Below are 22,167 nucleotides of genomic sequence, written 5' to 3'. Positions count from 1 at the left end.
CCGCGAAAAGTGCTGACCCATAAATACCTCCATCAGCACCGTAAAGATAAGATTCTTGCGTGACCGATGCCATTGACCGGGAAATTTTGCGCCTTCTCCAAAAGGACGGGCGAATGTCTGCCACCGCGCTGGCGGCCGAAGTGGGCCTGACCGTGGCTCCGTGCCACCGGCGCATCAAGGAACTCGAACGCCGGGGCGTGCTGACCGGCTACCGTGCCGTCGTGGATCCGGCCGCTGTTGGGCTCGGCTTCCAGGCGCTGGTGTTCGTCACGCTCCGGGACCGGGCCCACATGCTCGCGTTCGAAGAGGAGGTGGGCCGCAGCGGGCAGATCGTGGCGGCGGACCGTCTCTTTGGCAACCCCGACTTCCTGCTGAAGGTCGTCGCCGCCGACCTCCAGGCCTACCAGCAGTTCTATGACGAAGTCCTGGTCGAGCTGCCCGGTGTGGAAAAACTGACCAGCACGATCGTGATGAAGACGCTGAAGGAAGAAGGGGCCCTTCCGCTGTGATTCCCGGCCGCTGCCGGGCGTAGATTGGAACGCATGCCACTGGAGTCCGAAGAACTAACCGTCAATGTAGGGGACGGCACCGTCTCCGCTGCCTATGCGCGGCCATCCGATGCCTGGGCGTCCATGGTGGTGGCGCACGGAGCCGGCTCCGGCATGGAGCATCCCTTCCTGACCGGCTTTACCGATGCAATGAACGACGGCGGCGTGGCCACCTGGCGCTTCAACTTCCCCTACCGGGAAGCAGGGAAGAAGTTCCCGGACCGCGCACCGGCAGCGATTGCGGCCTGGCGTGCAGTGATGTTCGCGGCCGAAGACAACGCGGGCGGTGTCCCCGTCTGGGCCTGCGGGAAGTCCTTCGGCGGGCGGATGGCGTCCATGGCCGTGGCCGAGGGTATGCAGGCCGCCGGACTCGTGTTCCTCGGCTACCCGCTGCACCCGCCGGGCAAGCCGGACAAGCTGCGCGACGAGCACATGTACGGGCTGACCCTGCCCATGCTGTTCCTGCAGGGCACCCGCGATCCGTTTGCCCTCCCGGGTGAGCTGGAACCGGTGGCCGAAAGGATCGGGCCGAACGCCGTCGTCGAGCGTATCGAAGGCGGAAACCACACGTTCGAGGTGGCCGGGAACAAGCGGCCGCAGGATGTGATCGGGGCGTCTCTGGCGGCGCCGGTGCTGGAGTTCCTGCGGGCGCACACGCCTGGGCGCTAGTTCCCGCGGCGGGGCGCGAGCTGCGCCGCCTGGCGCAAACCTTCGGGGAGATAACGTCCCCTGCTGGGCGTCCGCCCAAACCTTCGGGGAGATAACGTCCCCTGCTGGGCGTCCGCCCAAACCTTCGGGGAGATAACGTCCCCTGGGGCGCTCCGAAAGAACGTTTACTCCCCGCGGGTTCGTCAAGCAGGGTGCTAAAGAACGTCAGCTCCCCGAAGGTTGCACGAGTATTCCCGAACTGCCGGTATCCTGCCATGGTGAAAAACAGTGACACCAGGCCGCAGGCGGACAGTGCGCCGACGGGGCCCAAGGCGTTCGTAGTACCCGAAGGCTGGACCCGCTCCCCTCACCGCAATACCAGCAAGTACGCCATGGAGGTGGCCTATGGCCGGCACGCATGGCGCGGAATCTACCTGAACGACGGCGCCGGCAACGGCTACTTCGCCCCGGGGTGGAATGGGGTGCGGCTGGCGCGGAATATGCGCGTGGTGCAGCGTGTGACTGGTGCCCTGACCATTTTGTCCCTCCTGGTCTTCGGTGGCTGGACCGTAAAGACGGTACTCGACAACAGGGAGTACTACCGGCTCTCCGCTGAGGGGGTCCAGGTCCAGGCCCTGGTGCAATCGGTTTCGACCGAGACATCGACGCGGCACCCCAGAAACAGCGACCGGTCCTACACAACCAAGACAGCAGCTGTTGTCAGCTATTCGGTGGGCGGGGGTTCATTCTCGGGGACGGTGGAACACCGGTCCCACTCAAAAGACGGATATCCCGAACCTGAATGGCAGCCTGGGGAACTGGTGGAGCTGTATGCCGATCCGGCTGCTCCCGAGAAAATCGTGGTTCTCAGCCCGTACCTTGAAGATCGGACCAGCCCCGTCAACGGCGCCACGTGGTTCTTGATGATCGCAGGCTTGGCGATATCGGCTGTTCCTGCGGCCATTTACTTCGTTGCCCGCAGCAGCCGGCGCAAGGCTGAAGCACTCTAGTCCGTCGCCGGCCTGGCGGAACGCAGGTTTTGACGGAACTGCGGTGTCCTGCCACGATCAGTCTGGGCATTCGCCGTCGTCAACACGCCCATCCGCTGTATGCGCCGCAGGATCCTGCGGCCCCTGTCCAGGAGGAATCTTTGTCGCCACATCCCGCTTTGCAGGCTGTTCTCTGGGATATGGACGGCACGCTCGTGGACACCGAACCGTATTGGTTCGCCGCCGAGAAGGAGCTGATGGCCCGGTTCGGTGTTCGCTGGAGCGATGAGCAGGCCATGGAACTGGTAGGCAATGCCCTGCCCGATTCAGCCCGTGCACTGCAGGCGGCGGGCGCTGACCTGGGCATCCGCGAGATCCTCGATGAGCTGCTGAAGAGCGTGGTCCGCGCGGTCCAGCAGAAGACTCCGTGGCGGCCGGGTGCCCGTGAGATGCTTGCCGATCTCCACTCCGAAGGGATTCCCTGCGCCATGGTCACCATGAGCGAGACCCTGCTGGCCCGCGTCGTCGCCGACCAGCTGCCCGAGGGCACTTTCCGGTTCCTTGTCACCGGGGAGATGGTCTCCCTGGGCAAGCCCGATCCGGAGCCCTACCTGCTGGCGGCGAAGCTGATGGGCGAAGAGCTCGGGGCATCCGTGGACCTGGACCGCGTGGTCGCGGTGGAGGATTCGCTTCCCGGCGTCGCCTCGGCCAAGGCATCGGGCGCTGTGACGCTCACCGTTCCGAACGCCGTCGAGGTGCCGGAGCAGCCTGGCATTACGCGCTGGGAGACCCTGGCCGGCCGCACCGTTGCTGATCTGCAGGCGCTGGTTGTGGAGCGAAACGCAACTTTCGCGTAGTTTTTAGTTACGGTCCCTGAGACCCGAGGACTTACGGCGATTACAAGGCCCACATAGGATTTGTAGGTTATTTTCGCTGCTATTCCCACCCAAGGACACCGGAATTATGTGATCGTACTGCAGTTCCGTACTCGACCCGCACCCTTGGCAACGACCTCCGTCTCGCGTCCATACCAGCACCTTCAAATCGTCCGGTATGTATTCTCGACGCGTAGTTCCTCTGGGAGCAGAGCCCATCGCGACCACCGTCTGGGCCCTTTCCAGGTGTTGCCTTTTTCGGCGTTCTTTCATTTCTACCAGGGCATACACTTCATCGGGGTTCAATCTGTCAGTTTCCCAAAAGAATTCGTTCCTGTAGTGCCAGTAGCGCCTGTCTCCGATCCGGGCAACCAGCATGGGGTACCGCATTTGCCTGTCCTGATGATCACGGAATTCTTGAGCTGAGATCTTTCTCAGTTCATAGACCCTTCGGCCAATTGTGAGTAAGGCTGGTCCATTCGCCGTCCAAAAACCACGTCGGTGACCAAACGCGACGTTTTCAGCTTTCCACAGCATTCTCATTACCCCATGATCATTGGCCGCCGAAACTTGTGACAGCGAATTGTTGTGACCACGCTATCGGTTCGGCTCCTATCCTCGGTGTGATTCACCGTCATGTCTTCAAAGCGTTATGTGCAGTGTTTTCGTTTGCGGTCAGCCCGCCTCCCAGCCCTGAAAGGCTAGTACGGCGTGTGTTGGTGCAGGGCAAGCTTCCACTCGCCGTCCTCCTTCGCATACACACTGCTCGGCAAGGCCGTGTAAGGAATGCCCTCCCGGTCGGCCCGCACCTTGTAGGTGAGGACGCCGACGTCGTTCCCCAGGTAGTTCTCCAGCGGATCGATGATCTCGAACGCCGACCAGGGCGGCCCGCCCATCGAATCGATGATCTGCTGGCGGTCCGTGATCCGCAGGCCGTTGGTCAGCATAACTACGGGCTCCCGGGCCAGCACCCGGGCATAGAACGCGGTTGCCGCCGCCGGCCCGGTGGACAGCGCGTGCCAGCCGGCCGTCTCCAGTTCCACAAGTTCGTTTGCCATGGTCCGGCACTGTAGTCCGGGTCAGCGGGAGGAAACAGGGGCGGCCGGAATATCCGCAGTGCACCGGACGCTAACACCAACGTGAAGAAGATTGGATTCCTTTCCTTTGGCCACTATCAGGACGTTCCGGGGTCGCTGACGCCGACGGCCGGTGACGCGCTGCTGCAGGCCATCGACCTGGCGGTCGCGGCCGAGGAGGTCGGCGCTGACGGAGCGTTTGTGCGCGTGCACCATTTCGCCCCGCAGCAGGCCTCGCCGTTCCCGCTGCTCGCCGCGATGGCTGCTCGCACGTCCCGGATCGATCTGGGCACCGGCGTGATCGACATGCGCTATGAAAATCCCTTGTATATGGCGGAGGAGGCCGCGGCAACGGATCTGATCAGCGGCGGCAGGCTGCAGCTCGGCATCAGCCGGGGATCCCCCGAGCCTGCGCTGCGCGGCGCTGAGTCGTTCGGCTATGTACCCGGCGAGGGACAGACCGACGCCGATATGGCCCGGCACCACACCGATGTTTTCCGCGCGGCCATCACCGGCCGCGGCATGGCGCCCGCCAACCCGGAGATGACCGGGCACCGCGGACTGCTGCCCATCGAGCCCCAGTCCCCAGGCCTCAGCGAACGCATCTGGTGGGGTTCAGGCACCCGGGCAACGGCTAAGTGGACCGGCGAGCAGGGCATGAACCTGATGAGCTCCACCCTGCTGACCGAGGACACCGGCGTCCCCTTCGATGAGCTGCAGGCCGAGCAGATTCACGTCTACAAGGAAGCGTGGAAGGCTGCCGGCCATCCCGGGCAGGGCAAGGTCTCCGTGAGCCGGAGCATCATTCCCCTGGTTTCCGACGCCGACCGCCGCTACTTCGGTGTCCGCGCCCAGGTTGAAGGACGGGACCAGGTGGGCCGGCTGGAAGGCGGACTGGCCCGGTTCGGCCGCAGCTATGTGGGCGAACCGGACGTCATCGCCAAGGAACTGGCCGCCGACGCCGCTGTCCAGTTGGCGGACACCGTGCTGGTCACGGTGCCGAACCAGCTGGGCGTGGACTACAACGCGGCGCTGCTGGAGAACATCGTCAAGCTCGTGGCTCCCGACGCCGGGTGGCGGTAGCCCGGGGGTTTATTCAGTGGCTCCCGTGACGGCGGCCGCGATCACTGCACCGGCGCTGTCTTCGACACCACCGTTCAGGCGGATTGCGTTGATCTGCTCGAGCGGTGCGGCCAGCGGTACCGTGCGCGGTTGATTATCGCAGGTCAGAGTGAAGGGGTCGATGCCGCTCCATGAGGACTCTGCGCGCACCATGGCGCCGAAGCTGGCTTCACCGCCGCCGAAACAGGCCACACTGATGCCCTCGATGCGAGCCTCCGCCGGATAGCTCAGAGTCACTCCGTCAAATGGCACTTCCTCGCTCTGTGTGGCGCGCCAAGTACCGGCACCGAGGGAGCTCTGACTCGTCGCGGCAGTCTCGATGAAGGCGTCCGCCTGGGCCTGGGCTGTATCCCAGTCGGGTTCGGCTGGTGAGGCGCAGGACGCCAGACCGATCGAGAGCGTGGCAGGAATGACGAGCAGGGATCGGCGTCGGTGCATGGCGGTGATCGTAACACCAGCTGTCCCAGCGATCTCAGCGCGCCGCGCCCCGGCGTCGTCATCCCCATCGAGAGGCCAGTTACGGCTCCTCTGAGCCCTCAAACGGGCCATAAGTGGCCTCTCGGCGGAGGAAGAGGGGGCTACTTCTTCCGGCCGAAAACCAGGGACGCGAGCGCGGTCGCCGCAGTGACGGTGTAGACCGACGGCCAGGCGCCCATCTTCTTGGCGAGGGGATGCGAGAGCCCAAAGGCTGCCACATAGGTGGTGGTGAGGGCGACGGCGGTGCCGGTGCCGGCGTCGCGCTTCCAGAGTGCAAACGCAGCTGCGCCCGCAACGGCGAGGACGGCTCCCCCGAGCTGCCGGTTGCCGGTGTCGCGGGCAGTCTTGTAGCCGCCGATCAGGCCGGCGGACGTGATGAGCGGGGTCAGCAAAGATGCCACGATTTCTCCTTGGGTTGGACTCCTTCCAGCCTAACCCCGCCCATCGAGAGGCCAGTTACGGCTCGTTTCAGTGCTGAAAAGAGCCGTAACTGGCCTCTCGGCGGTTGGGGCGGCGGTTGGGGTCAGGCGAGGGGAGAGTGCGGCAAATTCCGTTTGGGACCCTACCTATCAGCGGCAGCTCGGCGTTTACTGGAGGGCACCAAGAACCGAACCACAAGGGAGTGGAGATGGCTGATTCTGCACAGGCAGATCTGGACCGGGGTGTGGAAGCCTGGCTTGCCGCATTCAATTCCGCGCTTCAGGACCGCAATGCCGCGGGGGCGGCAGATCTGTTCGAAGAAGACGGACTCTGGCGGGACTTCGTCTCCTTCACCTGGAACCTGAAAACCCTCGACGGACGGCAGCAGATCGCCGAAATGCTGGAAGCTGTCCTTGACGATGTGCAGCCCACCGGCTGGACCCTGGCCGAACCCGCGACGGGAGACGACGGTGTCACCGAAGCATGGATTACGTTCGAGACCGCACCCTCCCGCGGCTGGGGACACCTGCGGCTGCGCGACGGCAAGGCCTGGACCCTGCTCACCACTATGCAGGAGCTGAAGGGCTTCGAAGAGCAGAAAGGCGCCAACCGGCCCAAGGGCGTGGAACACACCATCGAGCGCGGGCGAAAGTCCTGGCTCGAGCAGAAACAGGAGCACCAGGCCCGGCTGGGCTATGAGGATCAGCCGTACTGCGTGATCGTGGGCGGAGGGCAGGGCGGCATCGGCCTGGCCGCGCGGCTGCGGCGGCTGAACGTGCCCACCATCGTGATCGAGCGGAATGAGAGCGCCGGCGATTCGTGGCGCAAGCGGTACAAGTCCCTCGCCCTGCACGACCCGGTCTGGTACGACCACCTGCCCTATCTCAAGTTTCCCGATGACTGGCCGGTGTTCGCTCCCAAGGACAAGATCGGAGACTGGCTGGAGCACTACACCGCGATCATGGAGCTGGACTACTGGTCCGGCACCGAGTGCCTGGGCGCCGCATATGACGACGACGCCGGCAGCTGGGAACTGCGGGTCCGCCGGCGTGGTGAAGAGGTCACGCTCCGTCCGCAGCAGCTGGTATTCGCGCTCGGAGTCTCCGGCTACCCCAATGTGCCGGAGTTCGACGGCGCCAAGGCCTTCCTCGGCGAGCAGTACCACTCCTCGCAGTACCCCGGCGGCGGAGACCAGGCCGGGAAGAAGGCCCTGATCGTCGGTTCGAACAACTCGGCCCACGACATCGCCGCCGATCTCTGGGAACACGGTGCGGACGTCACCATGCTGCAGCGCTCCTCCACTCATATCGTCCGAAGCGATTCGCTGATGGAGTTCGCGCTCGGGGACCTCTACTCCGAGCGGGCGCTGGCCGCCGGCACGACCACCGAAAAAGCGGACATGCTCTTCGCCTCGCTCCCCTACCGGATCCTGCCCGACGCCCAGATCCCGATCTACGACACCATTGCCGAGCACGACGCCGAATTCTATGACCAGCTCCGCGCGGCGGGGTTCGACCTCGATTTCGGTGAAGATGGTTCCGGCCTGTTCCTGAAGTATCTGCGCCGTGGCTCCGGCTACTACATCGATGTCGGCGCCTCCCAGCTGATCATCGACGGGCGGGTGAAGCTGAAGCAGGGCCAGGTCGCCAAGCTCACCGGCAGCGGTGCGGTGCTCGATGACGGGACGGAACTGGACGCGGACATCATCATCTACGCCACCGGGTACGGGTCAATGAACAACTGGCTGGCGGACCTGATCTCCCCGGAGGTTGCCGACCAGGTAGGCAAGTGCTGGGGCTACGGCTCCGGCACCACCAAGGATCCGGGCCCATGGGAGGGCGAGCTGCGCAACATGTGGAAACCGACCAACGTGGAGAACCTCTGGATCCACGGCGGAAACCTGCACCAGAGCCGGCACTACTCAACCTTCCTGGCGCTGCAGCTCAAGGCGCGGATGGAGGGGCTGCCAACTCCGGTGTACGGACTGCAGGAGGTACACCACACGCGCTGACCCCCACCCTCCCATCGAGAGGCCAGTTACGGCTCGTTTCAGCGCTGAGAAGAGCCGTAACTGGCCTCTCGGCGGGTGGCGGGGGCGGGGGACGGGGGAGGTGACCACGCCCTACGGTCCCAGACGACGCAGCCGGTACTCCAGCTTGGCGCGGCGGGTGCCGTCGTCGTCCATGAAGTGCGTGCGGTCCACGTACTGGGTGCCGAAGCGGTGCAGCAGCACGTCGTCGGCCGCGCGCACATGCCCGGGCGGGAAACGGTACTCGATCCGGCGTGCGGCGAAGGCCCAGTCCGCCGTCTTGAACAAGGCGTAGGCCAGCGGAACGGTATCCACCCCATTGGCCCGCAGCACGTCAACCAGCCATTCATACTGTTCAGCGCGGCTGCGCGGATTCTGCGGCAGCTCATGCTCCAGGATGCCCCGGACCGCAGCAGCGGTGAGCTCCAGTGAAGGTTCCGTGGCTGCCTGCACCGATTCGCGTTCGTCGAGCGCTTTTTGGGCGGTGACCACCTCGTTGATGGTGTCGAACTCGCGGTCAGCCAACTCGATCAGCCCGGACGCCAGCGTGAAGGCCCGGTTGACCTCTGGAGGCACCTCGCCGCCGTTCTTGTAGCGGATGTCGTGCTCGAACTCAGCCCAGGCATGCTGCAGGATGGTGCGCAGCTGCACCTCAAACCGCTGGCCGGCAAACGCGTCGCACCCCGGCGGCGGCCGGCGGGCCGGAACGGCGAGGACCAGGTGCTGGCCGGAATAGCCGAACTCTCCGCGGGAGCGCTGCTCGCTGGCTTTGTCGACGTGGCCGAGCTGGTCAAAGGCTCCGGCGAGCGCCCCAATCGCGCTGCTGATGTCCGATTCGAGGAACAGGATGACCCGCAGCCCGATGATGTCATCAATGTCCTGCATCCCGCCCGGGTACTTCGGCGCACCGTCTGGCAGCAGCCGGGACAGCTTGGTGTTCAGGGAGCCGTGGCCCTTCACCCGGTGCTGGATGTCGTGGTAATTCAGCCCGTCATCCCCGAGCCGCGCGACGACGGCGGAGTGGATGGCGGACTCAGCTGCCTCAAACTGCGGACGCACGGCTTGGAAGGCCTGGGTCCATTGCTCAACCTGGTCGCTGTGGACCGGCGGAATCTGCACGTTTTCTCCTTGCCGGGTTGCGGGGCCGCCCACCGCGGATGCGGCGGCCGTCTCTCCGGTAAAGGTACGACGCCGAACCCACCCCACCAGTGTTTGTCCGGTTCCGGCCAAAGACAACACCTGCCCGCGGACCCGCGGCCCGGCGGTGCCGGTTGGACCCGGGCTATGGTTCCGGAAAAGCGTTGAAAGCCGCGCCCGGCAGGCGAAGAATTGGCAGAGCATGATTCCCAGCCTTCCCGTCCCCGGTCCGGACGGCCTGGTGTATTCGAGGCGGAGGAACCCATGACCCAGACTCCAGCTCCTGATGCAGCGCCCAACGCCGTCGCCTGGCCCCAGCCCGCGGACAGCCTTTACCCGGCCCTGGCGGATACTCTCAGCGGATCCCTCACCCTGTTCGGTGACGACGGCTACGATGCCCAGCGCCGGGTCTGGAACGGGATGATCGATGTGCTGCCTGCCGCCGTGGTGCGTGCCGCGAATACCGAGGATGTTGCAGCTGTCCTCGCCTTTGCCCAAGCCACCGGGCTTCCGCTGGCGGTCCGCGGCGGCGGCCATAATGTGGCCGGGAACGGCACGGTCGACGGCGGCATAGTGCTCGACCTGGGCGATCTGCGGGGCGTCGAGGTCGATCCGGCAGCGGGCACGGCGACCGTCGGAGGCGGCGCCACCCTGTCCGACGTCGACTCGGCGACCGTACCGCTGGGCCTGGCCGTTCCGCTGGGGGTGGTCTCGGGAACCGGCGTCGCGGGCCTGACCCTGGGCGGCGGCGTCGGGTGGATGACCCGGTCGCACGGGCTCAGCGTGGATAACCTGCTGGGCGCCGACGTCGTGCTCGCGGACGGGACCACGGTCCATGCCTCCGCAGAGGAAAACCCTGAACTCTTCTGGGGCCTGCGCGGCGGAGGCGGGAACTTCGGCGTCGTCACGTCCTTGACGTTCCGGGCGTGGCCGCTGCCCGAAAGCGTCTACAGCGGGAACCTGATCTATCTTGGCGACCGGTTCGAGAATGCCCTGCATGCCTTCTCCGCGTGGAGCGCCGATGTGCCCGATCAGCTCACCACGATCGTGTCCTTCCTGGTTCCGCCCGCGGAGTGGGAGCAGGGCGATGATCCGATCATGGCGGTCGGCTTCGCCTGGGCGGGTGAGGACCAGGCGGAAGCGGAGGCCGTCATCGACCGGCTGCGGGCCCTGGCCGCCCCGGATGCCGAACTGGTGCAGCAGACGCCGTGGCTGGACTGGCAGTCCGCGGTGGACGGCGTGTTCCCGCACGGATCCCGTGCCTACTGGAAGAACACGTCCTTCAACTCCCTGGACCCCGCTCTCATCGACGTGCTGGCCCGCCGTGCGCGGGAACAGTCCTGGCGCGGCACCGGGTTCGACCTGCACCACATGGGCGGTGCGTTTGGCCGGATACCGGAGGACGCGACGTCGTTCCCGGTCCGCGACGCCCGCTACTGGCTCAACATCTACGGCTATTGGAATGATCAGGCCGACGACGAGCACCACACGGCGTTCGTGCGGGGACTCTCAGCAGACATGGAACCGCATGCCGGCGGCGGGCAGTACGTGAACTTCATGGGGGCCGAAGACCCGCTCCAGGCTGCGCCGGGGGTCTATTCCGGCGACAAGCTGGCGCGGCTCAGGGCTTTGAAGCAGTCCGTAGACCCGGGCAACCTGTTTCGCCGCAACCACAACATTGCGCCGGGTACTGCGTGAGCACCGCGGCAAGCCGCGCGCGCTCTCAGTTCAGTTCAGTTCAGCGCCAGTAGTTGTTGGCGGCCGCGATGGTGGCAAACTCGATGGCCACCACCTGCGATGAGGCGATCAGTTCCTCCGGGTCCGTCGAATACACGTCACGGCCCGCCTTAAGGACGTTCTCGTCGGGCTGGATGGCGTAAATGCTGTGCAGGGCCATATCCAGCGCCAGCTTGCGCCCCTCCTCCGGCGTCGCGGTGATAAGGGAATTACCCGGGATCAGTTCCATGCTGCACCTGGTTTCTGTTGGTTGCTGTACTTGGCTCCTTGATCCACGATCCCAGTACCGGCGGACGGCCGGTAGCCCAGGGGGCGGTTCCCCGCCCCTGCGGCCTCAGGCCACCGGGCCGGGCCGGGGCTCAGGCCTCCGGCGTGCTACCGCCGGCGGTGCGGTAGCTCCAGAGTTCGGCGCTGACGCCGACCGGCTTCTGCCGCTCCTTGTCCGCTCCCTCGCCGTGTCCGTGGCCGTGGCCGAAGTTCTTGGATGCGACCCAGTCCTGGAAGGCCTTCTCATCCCGCCAGCGGGTCAGAACCAGCCACGTGGTCCGGTCATCCGTGGGCTGGAGCAGTTCGAAGCCTTCAAATCCGTCCTGGTTGTCGACTGCGCCGGCGCGGGCCGCGAAACGGTGGGCCAGCTCGTCGCCGGAGTCGGCGGGGACAGTGATTGCATTGATTTTGATGATGCTCATAGCCCCATTATCTCCATGGCGTCCTTGCAACTCCGATGCGGCGGTGGCACTAAGCTCGGATTCATGAGAACGGATTTCGACCCCGCAGCCATGGGCGGCCGCAGCTTCTACCGGCTGCTGACCTCGGTTGTGGTGCCGCGGCCCATCGCCTGGGTTTCCACGCGTTCGGCTGACGGTGTGGACAACCTGGCCCCGCACTCCTTCTTCACGATCGCCTCGGTCAACCCTCCCGTGGTGTCTTTCACCTCCGTGGGCGAGAAGGACTCGCTGCGCAACATCCGCGAAACTGGCGAGTTCGTCATCAGCCTCGCACCGGAGAACCTTTTCGAAGCCATCAACGCCACCGGCACCGGCTTCGCCGCGGACATCAGCGAGTTCGACGCCGCCGGGATCGCCCGGGAGCCCAGCTCCACTGTGCGTCCGCCCAGGGTTGCCGGATCGCCGGTGGCCCTGGAGTGCAGGCTGCACGAGATCCATCCCGTAGGAGACTGCTTTGTTGTGTACGGGGAGATCACGTGCGCCGCAGTCCAGACCGATACCCTCGACGACGACTCCCATCCCAGGATCGAAAAGCTCAGGCCGCTCTCCCGCCTCGGGCTGAACGAGTGGGGCACCGTCGGCGACGTCCGGGACATCACGCGTATTCGCCCCGAGGAGTGGCCCGGGCACTACCGGGGCGCCTAACAGCTCGGCGGCACGGGATTCCCGGATTTGCTACCTTGGAATCAGGGCCCGCACACCCGGCCCCCGGACGACGGTTCAGTACCCGGCACGCGACAAGACTGGCCAAAGGAGCTAGCCATGTCATGGGTTGTCCTCATAGCCTCCGGAATGCTTGAAGCCGTCTGGGCTACAGCACTGGGGAAGTCGAACAACTTCAAGAAACCCCTCCCCACCCTCGTTTTCGCCCTGGCACTGACCGCCAGCATGGCCGGCCTGGCGTGGGCGATGCTCAGCATCCCGGTGGGCACCGCGTATGCCGTGTGGGTGGGAATCGGCGCCGTGCTCACGGCCGGTTATGCCATGGTCTTCGGCGGCGAGAAAGCCACCGTCATCAAGGTGGTGCTGCTGATGGGAATCGTCGGATGCGTTGTTGGCCTGAAGCTGGTGGCATAGCCATGGCCTGGATCATCCTTCTGCTCAGCGCCGCCCTCGAAGCCGTTTGGGCCACCGCACTCGAGGCTTCCAACGGGTTCACCGTCCTGGCGCCGTCGATCATCTTTGCCGTGGCGGCCTCCCTGTCCATGGCCGGCCTCGGCTACGCCATGAAGCACATTCCCATCAGCACCGCCTATGCCGTCTGGACCGGTTTGGGGGCGGTGCTCACCGTGGCCTGGGCCATGTTCACCGGCACGGAGGAACCCGGCGTGCTGAAGGTCCTGTTCCTGGCCGGAATCATCGGCTGCGTGATCGGCCTGAAGTTCGTGGACAAGCCCGCGCCTGAACCCGCCGGAAAGTCACACGACTCCTGAGCCGGACCCTGCCCGGTTGTTATCCACGTGCCGCATGACCAGGGCTGCGGCGATCAGGGCCGCCGAGAATGACAGGCAGGCTCCCGGAGCCAGCAACACGATCTGCGTCAGGGTGACGAAAAACCCGTTCCCGCCGTTGTAGGTGAGCGCGCCGAAGCTGGCCATGAACGGGTTGGTCAGGAGCGCGATCAGAATTCCAGCCGCGCCGACGGCGATGCCCGCCCAAAGCGTCTTCCGGTACATGCCCACTGCGGCGGCTTCTGCCATGATTCCCCCTGAGATAGCTGCTGGCTGTTGGGGTTCACCTAAACAGGCATCAGCGGACGGGGCAAGCTTTGCGCGGTTGTGTGGGAACCCCGACCCGCCCCGGGGCCGCGGGCAGTTCCCTGCACTTTGGGGCATCCCTTCCGCTTTGGGACATTCCTGCGCGGCATCACAGCAGGAATGTCCCAAAGTGGCGGGGATGTCCCAAAACGCCGTCGTTACTCGCGGGAAGGGTGTGACCCCCCGGTAACACCCGTCACAACCGGTGGGAATCCACGCCGGAACCCCCGCCGGAACCCCCGGCGCCGCCGAGCGCCCGAGCGGCCTAGCGGCGCGCAGCCTCGGGGAGGCTGGTGCCCGTCTCGATGAAGCGCTGGTGGAAGGCGAGGGACTCGTCGAGCAGGTGCGGCGTGTGCTTGCCGACGCTCTCGCGGCTGGCCCGGTCGAAATAGTCCTGCAGCAGCGGCTGGAAGTCCGGGTGGGCGCACTTCTCGATGATCGTCCGGGCACGCTGCTTCGGGGAAAGCCCGCGCAGGTCCGCCAGGCCGCGTTCGGTGATGATCAGCATGGTGTCGTGCTCGGTGTGGTCCACGTGGCTGGCCATCGGCACGATTCCGGAGATCTTCCCGCCCTTGGCCGTACTCGGGGACATAAACGCGGAGAGGAAACCGTTGCGGGCAAAGTCTCCGGAGCCGCCGATGCCGTTCATCATGGCGGTGCCGCCCACGTGGGTGGAATTCACGTTGCCGTAGATGTCCGCTTCGATCATGCCGTTCATGGCGATGCAGCCCAGCCGGCGGATCAGTTCCGGATGGTTGGAGATTTCCTGGGTCCGCAGGATGATCCGCTTGCGGTAGAAGTCGATGTTGGAGTTGAACTCCTCAATGCCCGCCGGGCTCAGCGAGAAGGAGGTGGCCGACGCCACCCGGATCACGCCGTCGCGGATCAGCTCCAGCATGCCGTCCTGGATCACCTCGGTATAGGCGGTGAGTCCGGTGTAACCGGCGCCGGAGAGGCCTGCCAGCACGGCGTTGGCGATGTTGCCGACGCCGGACTGCAGCGGCAGGAGCTTGTTGGTCAGCCGTCCGGCCTTGATCTCGGATTCGAAGAAGTCCAGCAGGTGCCCGGCGATCATCTGCGAGGTTTCATCCGGCGCAGCGAAGGGTGTCATCCGGTCCGGGGCGTCCGTTTCGACGACGGCGATCACCTTTTCCGGATCCAGGCGCAGGTAGGGCTCACCAATCCTGTCGTCCGGGTTGACCAGCATGATCGGCTTCCGGTGCGGGGGCAGCGCTGTGCCGTAGTAAACGTCGTGCATCCCATCCATCGCGGCAGGCTGCTGCATGTTGACCTCGAGGATGATCTTGTCCGCCTGCTCGATCCAGGTCTTGTTGTTGCCCACCGAGGAGGAGGGGATGAGGCTGCCGTCCTCGTTGATCCCGACGACCTCGATAACGGCCAGGTCGATGTGTCCGTAGAACCCGAACCAGGTGTACTGGGCTACGTGCCCGAGGTGGATGTCGATGTACTCGAGTTCGCCGTCGTTGATCCGCTTCCGCAGGGTGGGATCCGACTGGTACGGCAGGCGAAGTTCCATGCCGCCGGCCTGGGCGAGCACGCCGTCGAGCTCCGGGGCGGTGGAGGCGCCGGTGAGCACCTTGATCTGGAAGTCCTCGCCGCGGGCGTGCGCTTCTTCCATCTGGGCGGCCAGGGCACCCGGCACAGCCTTGGGATAGCCGGCTCCGGTGAAGCCGCTCATCGCCACCGTCATCCCCGGTTTGATCATCGCGGCTGCCTGCTCGGCAGTCATCACAAGTTTGGAGAGTCCCGGGTGGGAAATACGGTCGCGCATTAATGGCCTTTCACAGAACGAATCCATCAACCCTAACCGCAGGTGAGCCGAACCTCACACTCCGCCCCTCCGCCAGCGGAGCCCTCCCTGCGGCCGAAGTTGGCGCAGGGGCTTCCGGGTATGCCCGGAGAAGACGATACTTCTCCACATCATTGCGTTCCAGGCATTCCACGCACTCCAGGAGCCGATATGTCAGTGGACGACAGAGGAACCTCGATTTTCCGGCGCAAGCCCATCGAAGAAACCGAAGACGAAGTTTCCGGCTCCAAGCTTTTCAAGAGCCTGGGGCTGTGGCAGCTGACAGCGATCGGTGTCGGCGGCATCATCGGCATCGGCATCTTCACCTTGGCAGGGCTGGTCGCCAACGGAGGGCCCGACGCCGAGGGCGTGGGTCCTGCGGTCCTGATCTCCTTCCTGATCGCCGGACTGGCGAGCGCGGCCGCAGCGCTCTCCTACGCCGAGTTCGCCGGCATGGTCCCGCGCGCAGGGTCGGCCTACACCTACGGCTACGTTGCCTTGGGTGAGGTCATCGGCTGGTTCATCGGCTGGGACCTGCTGCTGGAGTACACGGCGATCGTCGCCGTCGTCGCTATTGGCATTTCCGGGTACTTCACGGAGTTCATGGCCGGGATCGGTTTGGATGTCCCGGTCTGGATGCAGGGAACGGGCGACGTCGTGGAGGGCGGCCTGGTAAACCTGCCGGCACTGATCGTGTGCCTGTTCATCACCTTTATCCTGAGCCGCGGCACCAAGACGTTCGGCCGGTTTGAACTGGTGGCAGTGGGATTGAAGGTGCTGCTGATCCTCTTCATCATCGGGATGGGCATCTTCTTCGTGAACACCGACAACTACACGCCGTTCCTTCCCAACGGTTTCGGCGTGGTGTTCACCGGAGCGGCAACGGTCTTTTTCGCCGTCTTCGGTTACGACGCCATGAGCACCGCCGCCGAAGAGGCGAAAGACGGCAAGAAGCATATGCCCAAAGCCATCCTGCTCTCCCTCGGCGTCGCGATGGTCCTCTACATCCTCGCCACCCTGGTCCTCACGGGAATGCAGAACTACACCGAGATCAGCCCGACGGCGGGATTCGCCTCCGCGTTCCAGAACGTGGGCCTGCCGGTTATCGCCACCGTGATTTCCGCTTTCGCGGTGCTCTCCATCCTGACCGTGATGCTGACCTTCCTGCTCGGTGTCACCCGGGTCTGGTTCTCCATGAGCCGCGACGGGCTGCTGCCGCGGTGGTTCTCCGGGACGGACTCCCGCGGCACCCCGCAGCGGGTCACCTGGATTGCCGGCGGAGTCTCCGCAGTGCTGGCCGGCTTCTTCCCGATCCGGGCGGTTGCGGACCTGACCAACATCGGCATCCTGGCGGCCTTCGTGGTGGTCTGTGTGGCGGTGATCGTGCTGCGGCGCACCCAGCCGGACGCTCCGCGGGAGTTCCGCCTCCCCCTGATGCCCTGGATTCCGGCGTTCGGTGTGCTTGCCTCCGGGTTCCTGATGCTGCAGCTGCACTGGGAAACCTGGCTGCGATTCGGCATCTGGCTGGTGATCGGGCTGATCATCTACTGGTTCTACGGCCGGAAGCATTCGCTGCTGAACCCGGACAGCCCGCGGCACTCACCACGGGACCCCAGCCCTGCCCCGCCGGCCCCTGAGCCCGACGCCGCCGGCTAGGGTGCGGACAGCGGCTTCAGCGCCCGGCCGGACGATCCCGCCCGGCGGTAGGCGAGGCCTATTCCGACGCAGGCAAGATAGAAGCCGCCGATCGCCAGCCACCCGCCCAGGAAACCGCCGGAGAATTCCAGCAGCAGCCCCATGGCCAGCGGACCGGCCGCGAACCCGGCGTACATTCCCAGCGACACGGCACCGGAGGCGGCCCCGACCCTCTGTTGGGGTACTTCACGGAGCACCCCGGCCATCACCACCACGTTCACGCCCAGGACCGACGCTCCGTGGAAGAGCACTCCGGCCCACAGCAGCAGCGGATTCCCCGTCTGTCCGGCAGCCAGCAGCAGTCCCGCACCTACAATCGCTCCGCCGGCAAGGATGAGCAGGAGCGTGGAGGCCCGGACTCCCTCGGCCATCCGCCGTCCCCACAGCACGCGGGATGCCACACCTACGACGCCGGCAGCTGCCGCGGCCACTCCGCCCATCACCAGGGAGAAGCCCAGCTCACGCTGCGCGAACAGCGGAAGGTAGACGTTGGTGGCCTGCATCCCCGCACCGGAAAACAGCGCGAAAGCGGCCAGCAGCCAGACAGTGGCCGGGAACCTGCGGTCCACCGGTCCACGCTCGGCCTTGGGCGTGGAGGGCACTCTGGGTTCCGGCGGCAGCCGGGTCCAGGAATAGGCGAGCAGCAGCGCCAGCACGACGGCGGCACCGGCTGCGGCACCGCGCCAGCCAGCCACCAGGGCAGCGGCGGGGAAGAACAGGCTGGAGAAGAGCTGGCTCGCCTGCACGCCGGATTGTTTGATACCCATCCATCCGGGCCTCTTGGCAGGCTCCACGGCGTGGCTGATGACCCGGTTGGTCGTGGGATTGGAAATCGCCTGTGCCGGGCCCGACAGCAGCACGGCCGCAAGCAGCCAGAGGTAGTTTCCCGAGACCGCCATCAGGACCAGGGCAAGGGCGGTGCCGCCGAAAATGATGGCCAGCTGGGACCGGGCCGAAATGCGGTCACTCAGCCGGCCCAGGGACATCGAGGACAGGGCTGCGCTGGCAAAACAGGTGGAGGCAAGCAGTCCGAACTGGGTCTCACTGATGCCGAGGTCCGCCATGATGAGCGTGCTGGTGGCGGACAGCCCGTAGTTCATCACCGGCCCGGCACCCATGGCGCAGACCAGCACAAACAACAAACCCGGACCTGACGTGGAGCGCAAAATAATCCCTTCGTGAAACGACACAAACCATTGTTGCTTGTGTTAGCCAGAGTTACGTGCAAGAGGGACTAATATCAGCCTTAGGGTCCATCCATCATTGGACCCGCTTAGCTGGGGGAGATCCAAATGGGCAGTGAGTCTCAGGCGAGCGTGCCTTCCGCGCGCCGCCGCTCCGTGATGCTCTTTCGCCGTGCACGTACCGTCCTGGTGGCCGTAGGCGTGTTCTGGCTCTGGATGCTGTTCTTCAGTGCCTCCGCAGTCGCGTCCCTCTTCGACCGCCCCTTTTACGCCATGATGGCCCTGTACGCGCTGGGCGCGCTGACACTGATTTCGCTCCTCGTCGCTCCGGTGGCGCTGTCCTACCTGCTGATGAACCGCCCGCCCAAACCGGCGTCCTCCGCCGCGCGGCCGTCCGGCCCCGCACGCCTGGCACTGCTGGTGGAGCAGCTGCGCTCCGGAGTAGCTGCCCGTTCGATTCGACCCCAGCGACCGGCTGGACCTGCGCGGCCAGCTGGACCTGTGCAGCCGGGTGCGCCTGCGCGTTCGGGTGCGCCGGCGCGGCCCGAAACGGGTCCGCGGACCCACGAACCCCACCGCTCCGTCCGCTCCGACCTGGCACCGGTCATCAAAATGATTCCCCGCAGGGTCAAGGACAGCGGCTCTGCCCTTGGCAGCCGCGCCGCCGCCAAGTGGCGGGACCTGGCTTCCTAGCCAGCCGCAACCCGGCGCCGTCGGCTGAGGCAGTTCCGGCAGTTTCCGCAGGTCCCGGCAGACGGACCAGGCAGCATTGTCAGTGCCGTCCTCCACAGTGGAGTGCATGAGTCTCACTGCCCGGCCGATGCCTTCCCCGACCCACGAGCGCCCGCGCGTCTCCCACGCTCCGTACCGGCGCGAGCCGTACGTCCGCTGCCGTGCCGGCGCGCTGTCCGTGGACGGCAAAGCCGTCGCCTGGACCCGGACCCATGTGCTGGTGCACTGGATTGACGACGACGGCCAGGCGCACAACCGCTGGGTGCCGGCCGCCGCCGTCGTGCGCATCCTGCGGGACGAGTCCGCCTGGCGTGATCCCTACGATGACTTTGGGTTCTACTATGCCGACACTTCAGTGCAGCCGGGGGCCGCAGCCGCCTAGGTTATTGACACAGGAACCGCCGCCGGAGCTCAGTGGAATACCGGCGTGCACCTGCGCCACAGGAACCCAGGGGACGGATCAGCTGTATGGACTTCCACGAACTCATTGAAGCCGCGGGCGCCCTGGTGGATCTGGCCGGGGTTGCGGCGATTGTGGCCGGCGCCGTGGTGGCCACCGTGATTGCCGCCCGCGGTCTTCTGGCGCGGCGCGCCGATGTCTACGAGATGTACCGCCAGCAGCTCGGCCGGGCGATCCTGCTGGGTCTGGAACTGCTGGTGGCGGCGGACATCATCCGCACCGTGGCCGTCACTCCCACCTTCGAGTCCCTGGGGGTGCTGGCCGTGATCGTTCTGATCCGTACATTCCTGAGCTATTCCCTCCAGCTGGAAGTCACCGGGAAGCTGCCATGGCAGCAGCCGGTTCCCGAAAAGCCCTCACCAGCACGATGACCGCAACCAGCAGGGTCGCGATGCCGAACGGGTTGGCCAATGCTGCGGAGTATCCCAGGACGTCGTTTCCGGCAACGGCCGAAAACACCGATCCGCTGCCGTCCTCGCCAAAGTCCGGGACGAAGAAACCGAAGGCTCCCGCCAGGACGTAGTTGCCCAGCAGCAGGAACGAAGTTTTCAGCGGCGCACCGAACGGCCGGCGTGCCGCTGCGTTGACCGTGATCCGTATCGCCGCGGTCAACATCAGAATCGCCAGGACCGGGCCTGCCGTCACGGCGAAAATGGGAACCAGGTGCCCGTCCACCCCGAAGGCCATGCGCCCCGCGGTAATCCACAGCGGAATCACCAGGGCCATGGGAATACTTACGGCGGCCATGACGGCGCACAGAACGCGGGCGGGGGAAGAAGGGGGTTGCATACTTCAACTCTAGGTTCGCGGCCCCACCTCAGCGGACGGGATGAGCACGGCGGCAAGGAAGTCATCTTCAGGGATGATGCGGCCCCCTGGTGCGGCTCCCTAGGATGAAAGGCATACGGGCCCGGCCCGGCTACTGTTCAGGCCTGTACACCCCCCACAACGTTGTCCTCCTGCTTCATCGGCGCTGCCTTTATAGACACCCCCTTTGGAGCACCGCCGTCATTCGACACCGACCGAAAGCGTCCCGGTACCGCCATGCCCGTCGAGGTCCTCATGTGGATTCCAGCAGCCGCACTGCTGCTCCTGCTCATCGTGACCCTGACAATCGGCGCGCTCATCAGCCTGTGGCACACCGACGGGGTCACCGGCCCCAGGAGAGCCTTCTGGTGCACCGGGATCCTGCTGTTCCCGGTTGCAGGTGCCCTGGTCTGGCTTGCCGCACTCCACCGCAGCAGCAGAGGCGGTGTACCCGAGGCTGCCGGCTCGCAGGAGCTTCGGCCCAGGGAGCCCACGGAAAGCGGCTAGGGGAACCGATTTCATGCAGTGAGCTGGGCAACTTCATGCAGTGAACTGGGCAACTTCATGCAGTGAGCTGGGCAACGAATGGCTGACGTGTTCCCCACTCCTGACAAATAGTCTTAGGCGACCCGAACTCGCGGTGCTACGTTGGCAATATGCTCGATAAGGCAGCGACCGCCGACGCTGCGGCCAACCCCGTCATCACCAGGAAAGGCCCCCGCCTCCCCTGGCTGCTCGGCCCCGCACTGGTGGCCGGCGTCGCCTACCTGGATCCCGGCAATGTAGCCAGCAACATGACCGCCGGAGCCCGTTTTGGCTATCTGCTTGTCTGGGTGGTCATCGCCGGAAACACCATGGCCTGGCTCGTGCAGTACCTCTCGGCAAAGCTGGGCCTGGCTACCGGACGCAGCCTGCCCGAGCTGGTGGGGATCCGCCTGAAGTCCAACGCCGGCCGGCGGCTGTACTGGCTGCAGGCCGAACTCGTTGCCATGGCAACCGACGTCGCGGAGGTGATCGGCGGCGCCGTCGCACTGTGGCTCCTCTTCGACCTTCCGCTGCTGCTGGGCGGGCTGATCACCGGTGCCGTATCGATGACTGTCCTGACGCTGCAGGGCAGCGGCCGGCACCGCGGCTTCGAGTACGTCATTGTTTCCATGATGGTGATCATTGCCGTCGGCTTCACCGCCGGAGTCTTCATTGCTCCGCCGGACCCGGGCGCCGTCGCAACTGGCCTGCTGCCCCGGTTCGAGGGTTCAGAGTCTGTGCTGCTCGCGGCATCAATCCTGGGCGCCACCGTCATGCCGCATGCCATCTACGCCCACTCCGCCCTGACGCGGGACCGTTTTCCGGAACGGACCCAGGGCATCACCACGACGACGCTGATCCGCGCCACCCGCTGGGACGTAACGATCGCCCTGGTGGTCGCCGGAACAGTGAACCTTGCCATCCTGCTGCTGGCAGCCACCTCGCTGCAGGGAGTGGACGGGACAGACACACTCGACGGTGCCCATGCGGCCATCGAGACCGCACTCGGCGGGGGCATCGCCTTCCTCTTCGCGATCGGGCTGCTGGCCTCCGGGCTGGCGTCGACCTCAGTCGGTGCCTACGCCGGTGCCGAGATCATGCAGGGCCTGCTTCGCATCCGCATCCCCATGCTGCTGCGGCGCCTTATTACGCTCCTGCCGGCCCTGGCCATCCTCGCAGCCGGCATTGATCCGACCTGGGCGCTGGTGCTGAGCCAGGTAGTGCTGTCCTTCGGCATTCCGTTTGCCCTGGTGCCCCTGCTCTGGCTCACGTCCCGCGCGGATCTGATGGGTGAACACCGCAACCGGTGGTGGACCACCGTCCTGGGCGTCGTCGTCGTCGGCCTGCTCATCACCCTGAACGTTGCACTGCTGTTCCTGACCTTCACCGGAGCCGGTTAGCTTCAGTCCAG

27 protein-coding genes and 1 riboswitch are annotated in these 22,167 nt (G+C 65.5%); of the genes, 16 read left to right on the top strand and 11 right to left on the bottom strand.

What is annotated here, in order from left to right; all coding sequences use genetic code 11:
• Window positions 1–59 precede the first annotated feature (59 nt).
• The 4 genes from LOC59_RS00790 (at window position 60) to LOC59_RS00775 (ending at window position 3,042) form a co-directional block, all read left to right on the top strand.
• On the top strand, window positions 60–509 hold the full coding sequence (locus LOC59_RS00790; protein ID WP_227895885.1) for an Lrp/AsnC family transcriptional regulator: 450 nt from the start codon (window positions 60–62) through the stop codon (window positions 507–509).
• A 33-nt stretch (window positions 510–542) separates the two neighbouring features.
• Window positions 543–1,217, top strand: a complete 675-nt coding sequence (locus LOC59_RS00785; protein WP_229970202.1) for an alpha/beta hydrolase family protein — start codon at window positions 543–545, stop codon at window positions 1,215–1,217.
• Between the two features lie 257 nt (window positions 1,218–1,474).
• Window positions 1,475–2,206, top strand: coding sequence for a DUF3592 domain-containing protein (locus tag LOC59_RS00780; RefSeq protein ID WP_227916777.1), 732 nt, complete (start codon window positions 1,475–1,477; stop codon window positions 2,204–2,206).
• 140 nt (window positions 2,207–2,346) lie between these two features.
• Window positions 2,347–3,042 carry an HAD family hydrolase gene (locus LOC59_RS00775; protein WP_229970200.1) on the top strand — a complete coding sequence of 232 codons (696 nt, stop codon included), beginning with the start codon at window positions 2,347–2,349 and terminating at the stop codon, window positions 3,040–3,042.
• A gap of 3 nt (window positions 3,043–3,045) precedes the next feature.
• On the opposite strand, the gene LOC59_RS16820 is transcribed toward LOC59_RS00775, so the two are convergent.
• Window positions 3,046–3,279 (bottom strand): HNH endonuclease, encoded by a 234-nt coding sequence (locus LOC59_RS16820; RefSeq protein WP_442860565.1) that lies wholly within the window; start codon window positions 3,277–3,279, stop codon window positions 3,046–3,048.
• Between the two features lie 482 nt (window positions 3,280–3,761).
• Window positions 3,762–4,118, bottom strand: a complete 357-nt coding sequence (locus LOC59_RS00770) for a nuclear transport factor 2 family protein (RefSeq protein ID WP_229970199.1) — start codon at window positions 4,116–4,118, stop codon at window positions 3,762–3,764.
• Between the two features lie 81 nt (window positions 4,119–4,199).
• On the opposite strand from LOC59_RS00770, the gene LOC59_RS00765 reads away from it, so the two are divergent.
• Entirely contained in the window at window positions 4,200–5,219 is a 1,020-nt protein-coding gene (locus tag LOC59_RS00765; protein WP_229970197.1) for an LLM class flavin-dependent oxidoreductase, read from the top strand.
• Between the two features lie 9 nt (window positions 5,220–5,228).
• Here LOC59_RS00765 and LOC59_RS00760 read toward each other — a convergent pair whose 3' ends face one another.
• Together LOC59_RS00760 and LOC59_RS00755 are read right to left on the bottom strand one after the other, a co-directional pair.
• The gene (locus tag LOC59_RS00760) at window positions 5,229–5,696 is read right to left on the bottom strand and encodes a hypothetical protein (RefSeq protein ID WP_229970195.1); all 468 of its coding nucleotides are present in this window, start codon (window positions 5,694–5,696) and stop codon (window positions 5,229–5,231) included.
• 140 nt (window positions 5,697–5,836) lie between these two features.
• Entirely contained in the window at window positions 5,837–6,136 is a 300-nt protein-coding gene (locus LOC59_RS00755) for a hypothetical protein (protein ID WP_227895897.1), read from the bottom strand.
• Window positions 6,137–6,363: 227 nt separating this feature from the next.
• On the opposite strand from LOC59_RS00755, the gene LOC59_RS00750 reads away from it, so the two are divergent.
• Window positions 6,364–8,166: an NAD(P)/FAD-dependent oxidoreductase gene (locus tag LOC59_RS00750; protein ID WP_229970193.1), complete on the top strand. Its 1,803-nt coding sequence runs from the start codon at window positions 6,364–6,366 to the stop codon at window positions 8,164–8,166.
• 111 nt (window positions 8,167–8,277) lie between these two features.
• Here the strand turns inward: LOC59_RS00750 and LOC59_RS00745 are convergent, their stop codons facing one another.
• Window positions 8,278–9,303: a GTP pyrophosphokinase gene (locus LOC59_RS00745; protein ID WP_227895899.1), complete on the bottom strand. Its 1,026-nt coding sequence runs from the start codon at window positions 9,301–9,303 to the stop codon at window positions 8,278–8,280.
• 282 nt (window positions 9,304–9,585) lie between these two features.
• On the opposite strand from LOC59_RS00745, the gene LOC59_RS00740 reads away from it, so the two are divergent.
• Complete coding sequence (locus tag LOC59_RS00740; protein ID WP_229970190.1) at window positions 9,586–11,019, top strand: FAD-binding oxidoreductase; 1,434 nt, start codon at window positions 9,586–9,588, stop codon at window positions 11,017–11,019.
• Between the two features lie 40 nt (window positions 11,020–11,059).
• Here the strand turns inward: LOC59_RS00740 and LOC59_RS00735 are convergent, their stop codons facing one another.
• Complete coding sequence (locus tag LOC59_RS00735; protein WP_227895901.1) at window positions 11,060–11,287, bottom strand: hexameric tyrosine-coordinated heme protein; 228 nt, start codon at window positions 11,285–11,287, stop codon at window positions 11,060–11,062.
• A 130-nt stretch (window positions 11,288–11,417) separates the two neighbouring features.
• Window positions 11,418–11,747 (bottom strand): antibiotic biosynthesis monooxygenase family protein, encoded by a 330-nt coding sequence (locus LOC59_RS00730; protein WP_227895902.1) that lies wholly within the window; start codon window positions 11,745–11,747, stop codon window positions 11,418–11,420.
• A 63-nt stretch (window positions 11,748–11,810) separates the two neighbouring features.
• Here LOC59_RS00730 and LOC59_RS00725 point away from each other — a divergent pair, with 63 nt between their 5' ends.
• The 3 genes from LOC59_RS00725 to LOC59_RS00715 all read left to right on the top strand — a co-directional run bounded on the left by LOC59_RS00725 (window position 11,811) and on the right by LOC59_RS00715 (window position 13,219).
• Window positions 11,811–12,431, top strand: coding sequence for a flavin reductase family protein (locus tag LOC59_RS00725; RefSeq protein ID WP_227916784.1), 621 nt, complete (start codon window positions 11,811–11,813; stop codon window positions 12,429–12,431).
• 41 nt (window positions 12,432–12,472) lie between these two features.
• Window positions 12,473–12,538: riboswitch (guanidine-III (ykkC-III) riboswitch) on the top strand.
• Between the two features lie 10 nt (window positions 12,539–12,548).
• A complete protein-coding gene (locus LOC59_RS00720) occupies window positions 12,549–12,863 on the top strand; it encodes a DMT family transporter (RefSeq protein WP_227895904.1) in 315 nt (104 codons plus the stop codon).
• A gap of 2 nt (window positions 12,864–12,865) precedes the next feature.
• Window positions 12,866–13,219 (top strand): DMT family transporter, encoded by a 354-nt coding sequence (locus LOC59_RS00715; protein ID WP_229970187.1) that lies wholly within the window; start codon window positions 12,866–12,868, stop codon window positions 13,217–13,219.
• Here LOC59_RS00715 and LOC59_RS00710 read toward each other — a convergent pair.
• Complete coding sequence (locus LOC59_RS00710) at window positions 13,205–13,486, bottom strand: hypothetical protein (RefSeq protein ID WP_227895906.1); 282 nt, start codon at window positions 13,484–13,486, stop codon at window positions 13,205–13,207. The genes LOC59_RS00715 and LOC59_RS00710 overlap by 15 nt on opposite strands.
• A 322-nt stretch (window positions 13,487–13,808) precedes the next feature.
• Window positions 13,809–15,335: an acetyl-CoA hydrolase/transferase family protein gene (locus tag LOC59_RS00705; protein ID WP_227895907.1), complete on the bottom strand. Its 1,527-nt coding sequence runs from the start codon at window positions 15,333–15,335 to the stop codon at window positions 13,809–13,811.
• Window positions 15,336–15,524: 189 nt separating this feature from the next.
• On the opposite strand from LOC59_RS00705, the gene LOC59_RS00700 reads away from it, so the two are divergent.
• Entirely contained in the window at window positions 15,525–17,009 is a 1,485-nt protein-coding gene (locus LOC59_RS00700; RefSeq protein ID WP_229970184.1) for an amino acid permease, read from the top strand.
• Here the strand turns inward: LOC59_RS00700 and LOC59_RS00695 are convergent.
• On the bottom strand, window positions 17,006–18,214 hold the full coding sequence (locus tag LOC59_RS00695) for an MFS transporter (RefSeq protein WP_229970182.1): 1,209 nt from the start codon (window positions 18,212–18,214) through the stop codon (window positions 17,006–17,008). The two genes, LOC59_RS00700 and LOC59_RS00695, sit on opposite strands and share 4 nt — an antisense overlap.
• A 126-nt stretch (window positions 18,215–18,340) precedes the next feature.
• Between LOC59_RS00695 and LOC59_RS00690 the strand changes: the two genes are divergently transcribed.
• The 3 genes from LOC59_RS00690 (at window position 18,341) to LOC59_RS00680 (ending at window position 19,795) form a co-directional block, all read left to right on the top strand.
• On the top strand, window positions 18,341–18,925 hold the full coding sequence (locus LOC59_RS00690) for a hypothetical protein (protein WP_229970179.1): 585 nt from the start codon (window positions 18,341–18,343) through the stop codon (window positions 18,923–18,925).
• A gap of 106 nt (window positions 18,926–19,031) precedes the next feature.
• On the top strand, window positions 19,032–19,346 hold the full coding sequence (locus LOC59_RS00685) for a hypothetical protein (RefSeq protein ID WP_227895911.1): 315 nt from the start codon (window positions 19,032–19,034) through the stop codon (window positions 19,344–19,346).
• An 86-nt stretch (window positions 19,347–19,432) separates the two neighbouring features.
• Window positions 19,433–19,795, top strand: a complete 363-nt coding sequence (locus tag LOC59_RS00680) for a DUF1622 domain-containing protein (protein ID WP_229970177.1) — start codon at window positions 19,433–19,435, stop codon at window positions 19,793–19,795.
• Here LOC59_RS00680 and LOC59_RS00675 read toward each other — a convergent pair.
• A complete protein-coding gene (locus LOC59_RS00675) occupies window positions 19,737–20,213 on the bottom strand; it encodes a hypothetical protein (RefSeq protein ID WP_227916791.1) in 477 nt (158 codons plus the stop codon). The two genes, LOC59_RS00680 and LOC59_RS00675, sit on opposite strands and share 59 nt — an antisense overlap.
• Before the next feature lie 255 nt (window positions 20,214–20,468).
• Between LOC59_RS00675 and LOC59_RS00670 the strand changes: the two genes are divergently transcribed.
• Window positions 20,469–20,738 (top strand): hypothetical protein, encoded by a 270-nt coding sequence (locus LOC59_RS00670; RefSeq protein ID WP_229970174.1) that lies wholly within the window; start codon window positions 20,469–20,471, stop codon window positions 20,736–20,738.
• A 149-nt stretch (window positions 20,739–20,887) separates the two neighbouring features.
• A complete protein-coding gene (locus tag LOC59_RS00665) occupies window positions 20,888–22,156 on the top strand; it encodes an Nramp family divalent metal transporter (RefSeq protein WP_227895915.1) in 1,269 nt (422 codons plus the stop codon).
• Window positions 22,157–22,167 lie beyond the last annotated feature (11 nt).

Source organism: Arthrobacter sp. zg-Y916 (assembly GCF_020907385.1).
Taxonomy (GTDB): domain Bacteria; phylum Actinomycetota; class Actinomycetes; order Actinomycetales; family Micrococcaceae; genus Arthrobacter_B; species Arthrobacter_B caoxuetaonis.
This window is presented reverse-complemented; position numbering and strand designations above follow the sequence as displayed.